The sequence below is a fragment of the Streptomyces sp. 5-10 genome, from assembly GCF_014712245.1.
In the GTDB taxonomy this organism is placed as follows: domain Bacteria; phylum Actinomycetota; class Actinomycetes; order Streptomycetales; family Streptomycetaceae; genus Streptomyces; species Streptomyces violaceusniger.
The window spans coordinates 206,481-219,564 of sequence record NZ_JACVYG010000005.1 but is presented as its reverse complement, the minus strand read 5'-3'; the positions used below and the strand labels follow the sequence as shown (position 1 = coordinate 219,564).

Annotated in this window: 9 protein-coding genes; 3 read left to right on the top strand and 6 right to left on the bottom strand. The window is 72.9% G+C overall.

Going from position 1 to position 13,084, the window contains the following annotated elements; translation table 11 throughout:
• The first annotated feature begins 50 nt into the window (after nt 1-50).
• Nucleotides 51-938, top strand: a complete 888-nt coding sequence (locus IEJ02_RS08710; RefSeq protein ID WP_370467009.1) for a carbohydrate ABC transporter permease — start codon at nt 51-53, stop codon at nt 936-938.
• Here IEJ02_RS08710 and IEJ02_RS08705 read toward each other — a convergent pair.
• From IEJ02_RS08705 to IEJ02_RS08690, 4 genes are all read right to left on the bottom strand, one after another.
• Nucleotides 932-2,029 (bottom strand): LacI family DNA-binding transcriptional regulator, encoded by a 1,098-nt coding sequence (locus IEJ02_RS08705; protein WP_191064212.1) that lies wholly within the window; start codon nt 2,027-2,029, stop codon nt 932-934. The two genes, IEJ02_RS08710 and IEJ02_RS08705, sit on opposite strands and share 7 nt — an antisense overlap.
• Before the next feature lie 64 nt (nt 2,030-2,093).
• Complete coding sequence (locus tag IEJ02_RS08700) at nt 2,094-4,760, bottom strand: ATP-binding SpoIIE family protein phosphatase (RefSeq protein WP_191064211.1); 2,667 nt, start codon at nt 4,758-4,760, stop codon at nt 2,094-2,096.
• 168 nt (nt 4,761-4,928) lie between these two features.
• Nucleotides 4,929-5,948 carry a Gfo/Idh/MocA family oxidoreductase gene (locus tag IEJ02_RS08695; protein WP_191064210.1) on the bottom strand — a complete coding sequence of 340 codons (1,020 nt, stop codon included), beginning with the start codon at nt 5,946-5,948 and terminating at the stop codon, nt 4,929-4,931.
• Nucleotides 5,949-6,016: 68 nt separating this feature from the next.
• Nucleotides 6,017-6,799, bottom strand: coding sequence for a TIM barrel protein (locus IEJ02_RS08690; protein WP_191064209.1), 783 nt, complete (start codon nt 6,797-6,799; stop codon nt 6,017-6,019).
• Nucleotides 6,800-7,043: 244 nt separating this feature from the next.
• Between IEJ02_RS08690 and IEJ02_RS08685 the strand changes: the two genes are divergently transcribed.
• Entirely contained in the window at nt 7,044-8,069 is a 1,026-nt protein-coding gene (locus IEJ02_RS08685; protein ID WP_191064207.1) for a LacI family DNA-binding transcriptional regulator, read from the top strand.
• A gap of 208 nt (nt 8,070-8,277) precedes the next feature.
• Here the strand turns inward: IEJ02_RS08685 and IEJ02_RS08680 are convergent, their stop codons facing one another.
• On the bottom strand, nt 8,278-9,003 hold the full coding sequence (locus IEJ02_RS08680) for a response regulator transcription factor (protein ID WP_370467005.1): 726 nt from the start codon (nt 9,001-9,003) through the stop codon (nt 8,278-8,280).
• Nucleotides 8,996-10,246: a sensor histidine kinase gene (locus IEJ02_RS08675; protein ID WP_191064205.1), complete on the bottom strand. Its 1,251-nt coding sequence runs from the start codon at nt 10,244-10,246 to the stop codon at nt 8,996-8,998. The genes IEJ02_RS08680 and IEJ02_RS08675 overlap by 8 nt, the downstream gene beginning before the upstream one ends.
• Nucleotides 10,247-10,456: 210 nt before the next feature.
• On the opposite strand from IEJ02_RS08675, the gene IEJ02_RS08670 reads away from it, so the two are divergent.
• Nucleotides 10,457-12,988, top strand: a complete 2,532-nt coding sequence (locus tag IEJ02_RS08670; RefSeq protein ID WP_191064204.1) for an ABC transporter permease — start codon at nt 10,457-10,459, stop codon at nt 12,986-12,988.
• Nucleotides 12,989-13,084 lie beyond the last annotated feature (96 nt).

The window sequence follows — 13,084 nt, the reverse complement described above, 5'->3', positions numbered from 1 at the left end:
TGACCACCGAGACACTCTCCCCCCGTACCCCCGGAAAGCCCCGGTCGACCATGCCCCGGGAGGTGGTCCGGCGGCGCCGCTACGGCGGCCATGTCTGGCACCCCATGCTCGGAACGGGTCCCCTCCCCCGTGTGCTGACGCTGCTGGCGCTGGCGCTGATGACGGTGATCTGGCTGGTGCCGTTCGGCTGGGGGGTGGACACCTCGTTCAAGACGGAGGTCGACGCGAGCGCGTCGGGCGCCGACTGGATCCCCAAGGCGGGCTTCACCCTCGACGCCTACCGGACCATCTTCGGCCAGGGCAATCTGCCGGTGTGGGCGGTGAACAGCGTCGTGATCGCCGTGTGCGTCACGGCCATCACCGTGGCCATCTCGGCGATGGCTGCGTACGCGTTCTCGCGCACGCTCTTCCGCGGCCGCCGGGTGCTCTTCGCCGTCACCGTCGCCTCGATCATGGTGCCGCCACAGATCCTGATCGTGCCGCTGTTCCGGCAGATGCTCGCGATGAACCTCGTCGACACCTACGCGGCGGTGATCCTGCCGCAGGTGGTGGCGCCCGCGATGGTGTTCATCCTGAAGAAGTTCTTCGACGGCATTCCGCGGGAGCTGGAGGAGGCGGCCCGGATCGACGGGGCGGGCAGCTTCCGGGTGTTCTGGAGTGTGGTGCTGCCGCTGTCCCGGCCGATCCTGGCGGCCGTGGCGATCTTCGTCTTCATCAACACCTGGAACAACTTCCTCTGGCCGTTCATCAGCACGAGCGATCCGCAGCTGATGACGCTGCCGGTGGGGCTGTCGACCGTGAAGGACTCCACCGGGCTCCGGAACGCCCAGGAGTCGGCCGCCTCGATCCTCGGCTCCATCCCGCTGCTCATCGTCTTCATGCTGTTCCAGCGCCAGATCGTGAAGTCGGTGGCCACCACGGGTCTGGGAGGTCAGTGAGCGGTAGGGGCGATGCCGCCCTCGGTGGACTCGCGGGTGTGGAGGGTGTGGCCGACGACGACCTCCTGGGCCGGACGGTCCGGTGTCTCGATCCGCTCCAGCAGCAGATCGACGGCGTGCCGGGCGATGGCGCCCTTGTCCGGTGCCACGCTGCTCAGGCTCGGTGTGCTGTAGCGGGCGGCCTCGATGTCGTCGAAGCCCATCACGGCCATGTCGTCCGGCACCCGCAGTCCGCGCTCGTACAGGGTCCGCAGCGCGCCGAGGGCGAGCGCGTCGTTGAAGCAGAACACGGCGTCCGGCGGTGCGGGCCGGTCCAGCAGCGCCGCCATCGCCCGGGCACCCTCGCCCAGGTGGTAGCGGGGGGTCTCGCACTCCAGGAGGGGGTCCGGCGGCAGCCCGGCCTCCTCCAGGGCCTGGCGGTAGCCGGTCCTGCGCAGCAGCGGTGTGCCGATGTACGGCTCGGGCTGGAGGCCGATGGCGGCGATCCGGCGGCGTCCGCCGGCCACCAGATGGGCCACGGCCTCCTTGGCCGCGGCCACGTTGTCGATCACCACATGGTCGGCGAGGCCGCCGCTGGGGCGTTCGCCGATGAGGACGAGCGGCACGGTGCCCAGGTGGTTGGCCAGGGCGCTGCCGTGCAGGGCGAGCGGGCTCACCACCATGCCGTCCACGACCTGGTCGCCGAGGCCGTGGATCACCGCCGCCTCCCGCTCGCGGTCGCCCAGCGTCTGCTCGATCAGGAGGGTGCGGCCGTGTTCCTCGGCCGTGGTGAGGAAGTGGCGTCCCAGCTCGGCGAAGTACGGGACGTCCAGCTCGGGCAGGACCAGCCCGATCATGCCGGTGCTGCCGCGGCGGAGGTTGCGCGCCACCCGGTTGGGCCGGTAGCCGAGCTCCCGGATGGCCCGCTGGACCCGCTCCCGGGTCGCCGGGGACACATGCACAAAGCCGTTGATCACATTCGACACGGTCTTCGGGGAGACCCCGGCGAGTGTCGCCACGTCCTTGACGGTGGCGCTCCGGCCGACACCGTCCGAGCGCTTCCGTCCCGGTGCCGCTTGGTCCCTGGTGGTCTGCTGTTTCACGCCGGTCACCGACCGATCCTAGAGCGTGCCGGTGGCGGGCCGCACCGCCGGGCACACCGCGGGCCGCGCCCCCTCAGGCGGTGGCCGGGTCGGCGGGCGAGGGCAGCGCCTGCTCCGTCCAGATGCACTTGCCCGTCGCCAAGAACCGCATGCCCCATCGATCGGACAGCGCCGCGACCAGTTGCAGCCCGCGCCCGCCCTCGTCGGTCTCGGCGGCGCGGCGGATCCGCGGGGTGGTGAGGCTGCCGTCGGACACCTCGCAGATCAGTGTCCGGCCGTAGAGCAGGCGCAGCCGCGGAGGGCCCTTGGCATGCCGGACGACGTTGCCGACCAGCTCGCTGACCAGAAGCTCGGTCGTCATCGTCAGCTCGTCCAGATGCCACGTGGACAGCTGCTCGGTGACATGGTGGCGGGCTTCGGCCGCGGCGATGGGGCCGTCCGGGAGCGCCCAGGACACCACCCGTTCGGGGGCCATCGACCGCGTCCGGGCGATCAGCAGCGCGGCGTCGTCGTGGGTCTCGGCCTGCTCCGGCACCAGCGCGCTGATGACGGCGTCGCACAGCCGGCCGGGCTCGTGCAGCGTGGTGGGTGCGGAGGTGGGGGCGGACGCGGCCCCGGGCGGTTCGGGCGGGGGTGCGGCGGCCCTGGTGAGGGCCTGGGCGAGACGGGCCATGCCCTCGTCGATGTCGACCGCCGACGACTCGACCAGGCCGTCGGTGTACAGCACCAGATGGCTGCCCTCGGGCACCTGCACCTCATGGGTCTCGAAGGGCGGGCTGGCGGCGCCGAGCGGTGGATCGGCGTCGACGTGCGGGAAGTGGGCCGTGCCGTCGGGGTGGACGATGGCGAGCGGCGGGTGCCCGGCGCTCGCGAAGGCACAGCGATTGGTGACCGGGTCGTAGACCGTGTAGAGACAGGTGGCGTAGAAGTCATCGCCGAGGTCGCCGACCAGATCGTTGAGGTGGGTGAGCAGCTCATCGGGCGGGAGCTCGAGATCGGCGAGGGTGTGCACGGCCGTGCGCAGCCGCCCCATCGTCGCGGCCTCGGACAGCCCGTGGCCCATGACATCGCCGATGACGAGGGCGATCCGCTCCCCGGACAGCGGGATGAGGTCGTACCAGTCGCCGCCGACCTGCACGCCCTCGGTGGCGGGCAGATAGCGCGCCTCGGCGGCGACGGCCGGTACGACGGGCAGCGCACGGGGCAGCAGTCCGCGCTGGAGTTCCTGGGCGCGGGTGTGCTCGGCGTCGTACAGCCGGGCCCGCTCCAGCGCCTGGGCGACCAGTCCGCTCAGGGCGATGAGGAGGGAGCGATCCTCCTCGGAGAAGTGGCGCGGCTGCGAGAAGCTCACCACGCAATAGCCGATCTGCTGGTCGGAGGCGATCAGCGGGAGGAACGCCCACGCCTTCATCCCGCTGCGGTAGAGGTAGTCGGCGGCGTCCGGATGCTGTTCGGCGTACTCCTGCGGCGTGGACAGGAAGGTCGGGGAGCGGGAGCTGAGCACCTGGACGATGGCGGACATGTCCGAGACCATCAGCTTCTGGACGATCTCGAGGAACTCCTCCGGGTACCCGGCCGAACCGACCATCCGCAGCCGCCCGTTCTCGATCACCTGGCAGATCAGGCCGGTGGCGCCGAACGGCGGGAGCACCCGGTCGGCGACCGCCTTCACCACGTCCTGGACGGTCAGTGCCTCGGCGAGCGCCGAGGTCAGCTCGCCCATGCGCATGACCCGCTCGGCCGCGGTGCGCTGGGCCGCGGACTGCTCGGCCTCCTCCGCCCGGCGTTCGGTGATGTCCGCGATGTGGATGACCAGTCCGTCGGGGACGGGGTCGAGGCGTGCGTGGTACCAGCCCGCTCTGCCGGGCCACCGGGTGTCGACTCCGGCCGGTGCGTGCGTGGTCACGGCCCGCCCGTGGCAGGCGGCCATCCCGGTGTCCCGGACCACCGGGTGGTCCCACAGCACCGTCCCCAGCACCTCCTGGGCGGACGCGCCCAGCAACTTCAGGGCCGCGGGGTTGGCGAAGGTCAGCCGTGCCTGGTCGTCGAGGGTGAGCAGTCCGTCGTTCATCCGCCATACGGCGCTGCCGACGGCGTCGCCGCCGAGGGGCTGCCGTTCGTGCTCGACGTCCGCGGCGGCGGGGCGGGCCGGCCGCAGATACTCCGCGACCCACTCGGCGACCATCCGCAGGAACACACCTTGCGCGTCGTCGAGCTCATCCGGCGCCGCCACCAGGGCGGACAGCGCGCCCACCGGCTGCCCGTCGGCCGTGATCACGGGCACCGACGCCACCCCGCTTCGGGGCGGAAGCGACCCGGCGCCTGGAGGGAATTCCCCGTGGGAGCCGGGAGGAAAGTCCCCGTGGGAGGAGCCGCCGGGCGACGGGAGGGGTGCCCGGTGCGGCACATCGGGCGGTGGCGGCGTCCAGACGAGGGTGCCGTAGCGCACACAGGACACGGGGGCCGCGCTGTCCTCGTCCGTGAGGGTCTCCCACCCCGCGACCAGGTTGTCCGGCAGCCCCATGGTGGCCACCAGGCGCATCACGCCCTGGCGTGGATCACGCACATGGATCATGCCGCCCAGGGCGCCGAGTTCGGCGACCGCCTGCCCGAGGGCGAGCCTCACCGGCCCGGTGCCACTCAGCTGGCCACCCGCGGAACCCAACAGCCGAAGCCGAGTCCGCGCCGACCGAGTGATCCGGGTGTCCGCGTTGTCCGGGTGCCGTTCATCCACACCCATGGCGTCACCTGTCATCGTCCTCGGGAGCCCGGTGCCGTACGGATCGCAGGCCAGCCGCGTCCTATACAGCCCGAATATAACGCCTCTCCCGAAACGAGTCCCCCGTCCGGACGTGGTCGTCGGCGTACGTCGCCGGACGCCGTCACCGAGAGCCGAAGGGCGGTACCGCTACGCGATGTCGCCGACGCGGACCGGGCCGCCGGTGGTGACCGACTGGATGGCCGCGAGGGCGACGGACAGGGCGGCGCGGGCGTCCTGTCCGGTGACGGAGGGTGCGCGGCCGGTGCGTACACACTCGGCGAAGTCGGCGAGTTCGGCCACGTAGGCGGCGTGGAAGAGGTCCTGGTCGTAGGTGACGCATTCGGCGGCACTGCCGTCCGGGCCGTAGGCGGTCAGATGGCCGCGGCGGATGTCGCCCATGGTGAGCATCCCCGCCGAGCCGAAGACCTCGCCGCGCACATCGTACCCGTACACCGCCTGGAAGTTCGCCTCGGCGGTGGCGAGGGCGCCGTTGTCGAAACGGATCGTGACCACGGCGGTGTCCAGCAGTCCGCGCTCCTTGAAGTCGGGGCGGACCAGGGCGTCGGCGAAGGCGAAGACCTCGACCGGTGCGGCGCCGGGGTTGAGGTAGCGCAGGGTGTCGAAGTCGTGGATAAGGGTCTCCAGGAAGATCGTCCACGGCGGGATACGGCCCGGGTCGGCCAGCTTGGGGTCGCGGGTGAGCGAGCGCAGCAGCTGCGGGGTGCCGATGGCGCCCGCGCGGACCTTCTCGTGGGCGGCGTGGAAGCCGGTGTCATAGCGGCGGTTGAAGCCCACCTGGAGAGGGACACCGGCGTCGGCCGCGGCCGCGATGGCGCGGTCCGCCTCCTCGAGGGTGACGGCCATGGGCTTCTCGCAGTAGACGGCCTTGCCCGCCCGGGCCGCGGCCTCGACCAGCCCGGCGTGGGTGCGGGCCGGGGTGGCGATGACCACCGCCTCGACCCCGGGGTCGGCGAGCAGCTCGGCCATCTCGGTGTACGCCGTGGCGCCGCCCAGCCGCTCGCCGAGCCCCTGCGCGGCGCCGGGGGTCGGGTCGGCGATGGCGGCGAGACGGACGCCGGGGAGGCGGCGGGCAAGGGTCTCGGCATGGAAGGAGCCCATGCGCCCGGCGCCGATGAGGCCGATGGGGAGGGGGTGTGGTGTGGTCATGCGGATGCTCCGTGGGGTCTGTGGGTGGCGGCGTGCGATGAGGGCTGACGGCCTCGCGGGCGCGCGCTTCAGCGGGTGAAGGCGGAGCGGAAGCGCTCCAGGGCGAGGCCGCTGTCGCCGGAGGCCCATGCCTCCATGGCGACGGTGCCCTCGTAGCCGAGGTCGGCGAGGGTTCGGGCGAGGGCCGGATAGTTGATCTCTCCGGTTCCGGGCTCGCAGCGGCCGGGGACGTCGGCCACCTGGATCTCGCCGATCAGGCCCCGGCCGTGGGCCCGGCGAACGAGCTCGATCAGGTTTCCCTCGCCGATCTGCGCGTGGTACAGGTCCAGGTTCATCCGCAGGCCCGGCCGGTCCACGGCCTCGACCAGCGCCAGCGTGTCGGCGGCCTTCGCGAACGGCACACCGGGGTGGTCCACGGCGGTGTTGAGGTTCTCCAGGGTGAAGGTGACCCCGGTGCGCTCGCCCAGCTCGGCGAGGCGGGTGAGGGTGCGATGGGCGGCGATCCACATCGGGCCGGTGGCCTCGCCCGCCACCGGCACCACGGGCAGGCCGTCGCCGTCCAGCCCGGTGCCGTGCAGGTTCAGCCGGGGGCAGCCGAGCCGCTCGGCCACCTTGACCGACTCCTCGGCGGTGCGCAGGAGTTCGGCCGCCCCGTTCTCGTCCGTCAGACTGCCGCGGAGGTAGCCGGTGAGGGAGGAGAACACCGCACCGGTCCGCTCGAGGGCGGTCAGATCGTGTCGGCTCCAGTCCCAGATCTCGACCTGGAAACCGGCGTCGTGAATGCGCCGCGCCCGTTCCTGGATCGGCAGATCCCGGAAGACCATCTCGGCGCAGACCGCCAATGTGTACATCGCTACTGCTCGTCCTCTCTCCGGCCCCGGCAACAAAGCGACGAGAACGTTCCAGGTCCACTAGAACGTTCTAGAGACGCGAGCAGCAGTACGCCAGTCACCGACCGGCCCTGTCAAGGGCGGACGACGGAATCGCTAGAACGTTATAGAAGCGAGGGCGCGCGGGTCGGACCCTGGGCTACGATCGTCGCGCCCGGAAGCGAAACCCCCACCGAAGACAACGGCTCGACCAGGGAGACCAGTGGTGCCACCGACGCCGGCCGCCCCCCGTGGGAAGCGCCCGACCCTCGCGGACGTGGCGGCGCGGGCAGGCGTGTCGACGGCGCTGGTCTCCATCGTGATGCGGGATGCCAAGGGCGCCGGTGCCGCCACCCGTGAGCGGGTCCTCCAGGCCGCACGGGAGATCGGCTACCGGCCGGACGCCCGGGCCCGGCTGCTGCGCAGCCACCGGTCCCATCTCCTCGGGGTGCAGTTCGGCCTCCAGCACCCCTTCCACTCCGATCTGCTGGAGGGCATCTACGCGGTGGCCGAGCCCGCCGGGTACCAGATCGCGCTGAGCGCCGTGGCCGCCGGGCGTGGCGAGCAGCGGGCCACCGACGCCCTGCTCGCCGACCGCTGCGAGGCCCTGATCCTCCTCGGCCCGCAGGCCCCGGCCGCGCGGCTGGCCGAACTCGCCGCACAGCTCCCGGTGGTCTCCGTGGCCCGGCGGCTGCGCGGGTCCGCCCCGGGCGTTGAGGTGGTGCGGACCGCCGATGACGAGGGCGCCCGCCAGGCCGTGGACCACCTGGTGGCTCTCGGCCACCGCGACATCGCCCATATCGACGGCGGCAGGGCACCCGGCGCCGCCGACCGGCGCCGCGGCTATCGCACCGCCATGAGCCGCCACGGCCTGGCCGACCGCGTCCGCGTCCTGCCCGGCGGCCTCACCGAGGAGGACGGCGCCGCGGGCGCCCGCGCCCTCCTCGACGCCACTCCCCGGCCCACGGCCGTCCTCGCCTTCAACGACCGCTCCGCCACCGGTGTCCTGGACACCCTGCTCCGCGCCCGGGTTCCCGTCCCCGACGAGATCTCCGTCATCGGCTTCGACGACAGCCACTTGGCGCGCCTGGCCCATATCAACCTCACCACCGTCGGCCAGGACGTCCCCCGCCTCGCCGAACTCGCCGTCGGCCGGGCCATCGCCCGCCTGGAGGGAGAGCGGATCCCCGACGGGGAGGCGGTGGTCGCCCCCCATCTCGTCATCCGGGGCACCACGGCCGGGCCCGTCTGAGGCGCGAGGGGGCCAGCCCCCGGCGCGTCGGGGAGGCGCAACGTCTTCGGCAAACGGCTCACCGCCCAGGCCGTGGCCGCTCGACACGCTCTTCCTCGTACAGCGGCCGGGTGCCGACGCCGACCCGGACGTCGCCCGGGTCCGGGAGCGGCTTCAGCGCGCCGCCCACACCTGGTGGCGCACACGTCGGGGACGTCCGCCGGGCGGGTCAACTGCCGCCGTTCGGCGAGGACTCGTCCACCATGCCGTGCTCCCAGGCCCAGGCCGCGATCTCGACGCGGTTGCGGGCGGCCAGCTTGCGCTGGACGTTGCCGAGGTGGGTCTTGACGGTGGACAGGGTGACATGGAGATCCGCGGCCACCTCCTCGTTGGTACGGCCACGGGCGACCCGCCGGACCACCTCGACCTCGCGCTGGGTCAGCGGCTCGATCAGATCCTTGGGCCCGCCCCTCCCCCGGCGGGCCGGACGGGCCTCGGAGGGGGCGGGCCGGTCGCGGTGGGGTGCCATGTGGGCGAGCAGGCGGACGGTCACCGACGGGGAGATCAGCGAGTTGCCCGACGCCGCGGCCCGTACCGCCTCGGTGAGCAGCCCGGGCGCGCCGTCCTTGAGCAGAAAGCCGCACGCGCCGTTGCGCAGCGCCCGGTAGACGTATGCGTCGAGGTCGAAGGTGGTGGCGATGAGGACGTTGAGCGGATCCGGCACATCGGGTCCGGCGAGGAGCCGCGTGGCCTCCAGACCGTCCAGCTCGGGCATGCGGATGTCCAGGAGGCAGACGTCGGGCCGCAGGCGGCGGGCCTCCTCGACCGCCTCGACGCCGTTCGCCGCCTGTGCGACGACCCGCATGTCCGGCTGGGAGTCGAGAATCATGCGGAAGGCGGCACGGACCATCTCCTGGTCGTCGGCGATGAGTACCTGGATCGTCATATCAGGCATGATCGCAGGCGATCGTCTCCTCAGGGGCCGTCTTGTCCAGCGGCAGGACCGCCAGGACCTGCCAGCCCCCGCCGTCCCGGAGCCCCGCCGTGATACGCCCGTTGACCGCCTCGATCCGCTCGGCGAGCCCCACCAGACCGTAGCCGCTCCCCTCGGCCGACCGCTCGGCGGCGGGCGAGGCGCCACCCTGCCCGTCGTCGACGACCGACACCTCCAGCCGCTCCGGATCGCCGGGCCGGACACCGATCCGCACCTCCACCCGGCCGACCCCGGTGGCATGTTTGCGGATGTTGGTCAGGGACTCCTGCACCACGCGGTGGACCGCGGTGGCGATGCCGGCCGGGAGTGGCCGGTCGGCGAGTTCCGGGGCGAGGATCAGCTCGGCGGGCGGCCCCACCTCGGAGAACCGCTCGGTGAGGGCCCGCAGATCACGCAGCCCGCGCAGCCCGTGCGGACCCGCCGTATCCCCCGTGGGCCGGGTCGTGGCGGAGGCGGTCGCGTGGTCCCGCAGACTGGTGACCATGGCGCGCATCGAACCGAGCGCCTGGGATCCGGCCCGCTCGATCTGGGCGAGCATGCGGTCCAGGTCCTCCGGGGACTGGGTGTGCCCGGCCGCGGCGGTGAAGCGCGCGGCCTTGGTCTGCGCGACGATCGCCGTGACGTGATGGGCCACGAAGTCGTGCAACTCCCGTGCGTGCTCCAGGCGTTGGGCCTGCCGAATGGCCTCGCGCTCCCGCTCCCGCAGCGTGTCGTACAGACGCAGACACAGCCCCACCACCACCATGAACGGCACGGCGCAGACCGCGATGACGGCGATCAGGTCCCCGAGGTAGTGGTCCCACAGCTCGATCCTCAGCGGAAGGACCACGGCGGCGAGGGAGGACGCCGCGACCAGCCCGGCCGCCCGCAGGGGCGGGCAGCGCCGCACGGCGCGGGTGCTGAGCAGGAGGAGCGCGCCCAGTTCCACCATGCCCGGGGTGTTCGGGGGACGCTCGGACAGCTGCGCTTCCGTCACGGTCAGCACGCATGAGACGGCCGCGGCGCCGATGGCGTAGCGCGCGAAGAGGCGTTCCGGCACGGCGAGCGCGGTCAGACACAGCACCCCGGAGGCCATCGTCGCCGCGGCCATCGCCGGATGCGGCGCGTTCAACCCCTCCAGGACCACGAGGACGACCAGAGCGACGCCGACCAGGCCCCGCCGGAGGTGCCGGAAGCGGAAACGGGACCGGAACTCGGAGATCATGGCAGGTCACGCTACGGTCCGGCCGCCGTCGCCACATCAGACTTTCGGCCGAGGAAACCGGGGAGGGGGAACGGCCCACTTCGGCATTCCGGTGGATCCGCCGCGCCACGTCCCCGCGAAGGATGGCATCCGGGGCGGCCGGAGAGCGCTCAAGCCTGATGCGCCACGCCCCTTTCGACCGTGACCCCTCCGCCCTCCCGAAGGCCGTCGATGTTCCGCACCGCGCTGCGCACCCTCCGCTCCCATCGGCTCCGGTTCGCGATGCCCGCCCTCGCCGTCGTGCTCGGCGTGGCCTTCGTGACCGGTTCGCTGCTCTACGGCGACTCCGTCAGAGCGGCCGTGAACCGCGCCCGGTCCAACTCCCAGCCCGATGCGTCCGTCTCGATCACCGCGGACCCCTCCGCGCCACACCGGCTCGATGACACGCCACACCGGCTCGATGACACGCTGCTGCGGCGGCTGCGGGCGCTGCCGTCGGCGGCCGCGGCGCGCGGTGTGGTGGAGGGCCGCTCCTTCCTCGTCGGCTCCGACGGCGCCCTGGTGGGCGATCTGAACCAGGCCGTGGGCGTCAACTACGTGCCCGACGACGGCGGCAAGGACATCCGCTACCCACTCGTCGAGGGCCGTGGCCCCCGTGGCGCCGCCGAGATCGCCGTCGACCGGCGGACCGCCGAGCGGGCCGGGTACCGGGTGGGCGCCCGGGTGCGCATCGTCGTGGCCGGCACGGCCCGCGACGCCCGGCTGGTCGGCGTCTTGACCGCCCATGACAGCCGCGTGGACTCCGGCGGCACGCTCACCGCCTTCGACACCGCCACCGCGCAACGGCACTTCGCCTCCGGACCGAAGGGCTACTCGGCGATCACACTGACCGCGGCCGAGGGCACATCGGATGCCCAACTCGCTCAACGCGCACAGAAGTTGCTGCCGTCCGGGCTGCGGGCGGCCACCCGCGCCGAGCTGGAGTCCGGTGCCGCCCCCGACGGGGACGCGGACAAGCTCACCACACTGCTGCTCGGCTTCGCCGGGGTCGCCCTGTTCGTCTCCACCTTCCTGGTGGCCAACACCTTCACCATGCTCAGCGCGGCCCGCGCCCGGGAACACGCGCTGCTGCGGGCCATCGGCGCCACCACGACCTACGTGATGCGCATGGTCCTGACCGAGGCCGCCCTGGTCGGCACGGTGGCCTCGGCCATCGGCTACGGTCTGGGCGTCGGCGCCGCGCACCTGCTGGGCAGTCTGTTCGACGCCTCCGGGACGGGGAGCGCCACCGTGCCGGCGCTGTCCACCGAGCCGCTGCTCGCCGCCTTCGCCGTGGGCATCGGCATCACCGTCCTCGCGGCCTACGTCCCGGCCCGCCGGGCGGCGGCCGTACCGCCGGTGGCGGCGCTGCGGACCGTCCAGCCGTCCACTGCCGCGTCGCTGCGCCGCCGCAACACCATCGGGCTGATCACCACCGCGTGTGGCGCGCTGCTGATCGCCGCCGCCGTCGGCGATCCGAACCTCCTCTTCTGCGCCGCGCCCCTGCTGCTGGTCGGCCTGATCATCCTCACCCCGCTGCTCGCGCTCGGCCTCACCGGGCTGCTGCGCTCCCCGCTGACCCGGCTGGCGGGCATCCGGGGCAAGCTGGCGGTGGAGAACGCCCGCCGCGACCCACGGCGTACGGCGGCCACCGCGACCACCCTGATGGTCGGTCTGGCGATGGTCACCGCCGTCACCGTGGCCGTCACCTCGGTGAACCGCTTCGACGAGCGAGAAGCCGACCGCTCCATGGCCTCGGACCTGCGCATCACGGCCGTCGACTTCGGGGAGATCGGCGAGGGCACGGCGGCCCGAGTGGCGCGGCTCGCCAACGCCGAGGCCGTCACCCCCGTCATCCCCACCTACTTCGACCTCCCCGGCAAGACTCCCCTCTCGGTCACCGCGGTGGACCCCGCCGCGGTGGAACGCGCCGCGTCGCTCACCGTCCGCGAGGGGTCGCTGGACCGCCTCGGCCAGGGCATCGCCGTCACCGAGGAGCTGGCCGCCACCCACGGCTGGCGGCTCGGCTCCCGTGTCACCGGCACCTTCACCAGTGCGAGCGGGCGTACGCCGGGCACCGAGGCCGACCTGCCCGTCGTCGCGATCTACGACGGCCCGGACGATCTGACCCCCGCCCTCGTGTCCGAGCGCGCCCTGCCGCGTCCGGCCGGCGCCGAGGACCGGCCGGGCATCGACTCGGTGCTGGTCAAGGCCGCCCCCGGCCGCACCGCCGCGCTCCAGGAGGAGATCCGGCGCGCCCTGGACAACCCGGCGCTGCTGGTCCAGGACCGCGCCGGCGCGAGGGCCGCCGCCACGGCGCGGACCGCGCCGTTCCTGAACATCATGTACGCCATGCTCAGCGTCACCGTGCTGATCGGCGCCCTCGGGGTGGTCAACACCATGGGCATGGCCGTCTTCGAGCGGGTGCGGGAGATCGGGCTCCTGCGGGCCATCGGGCTGGACCGCGGTGGCGTCGGATCCGTGCTGCGCCTGGAGTCGGTGACCATCTCCCTCTTCGGCTCCGCGCTCGGCGTCGCCGCCGGTACGGCCATCGGCGCGGCGGCCGTCCTCGGCCAGGAGGCCGTTCCGCTCGTCATCCCCTGGGGCAGGACGGCCCTGTTCTTCCTCGCGAGCGCCGCGATCGGTGTGCTGGCCTCGCTCTGGCCGGGGCGGCAGGCCGCGCGCATCCCAATGCTGGAGGCCATCGGCGCGGACACCGAGTGACGGCCGTGGGGCGACCGCCCGTCGCCCCACCCCGGCGTGTCGCGGCCGGGAAACCACCGCAACACGACAGAGGCGGGTAAAGGTGTTTTTCCGGGA

Coding starts and splice junctions, on each gene's coding strand:
- IEJ02_RS08700 (WP_191064211.1), bottom strand. CDS start 4,760: ATGGGTGTGGATGAACGGCACCCGGACAACGCGGACACCCGGATCACT.
- IEJ02_RS08710 (WP_370467009.1), top strand. CDS start 51: ATGCCCCGGGAGGTGGTCCGGCGGCGCCGCTACGGCGGCCATGTCTGG.
- IEJ02_RS08675 (WP_191064205.1), bottom strand. CDS start 10,246: ATGATCTCCGAGTTCCGGTCCCGTTTCCGCTTCCGGCACCTCCGGCGG.
- IEJ02_RS08670 (WP_191064204.1), top strand. CDS start 10,457: ATGTTCCGCACCGCGCTGCGCACCCTCCGCTCCCATCGGCTCCGGTTC.
- IEJ02_RS08690 (WP_191064209.1), bottom strand. CDS start 6,799: ATGTACACATTGGCGGTCTGCGCCGAGATGGTCTTCCGGGATCTGCCG.
- IEJ02_RS08695 (WP_191064210.1), bottom strand. CDS start 5,948: ATGACCACACCACACCCCCTCCCCATCGGCCTCATCGGCGCCGGGCGC.
- IEJ02_RS08680 (WP_370467005.1), bottom strand. CDS start 9,003: ATGCCTGATATGACGATCCAGGTACTCATCGCCGACGACCAGGAGATG.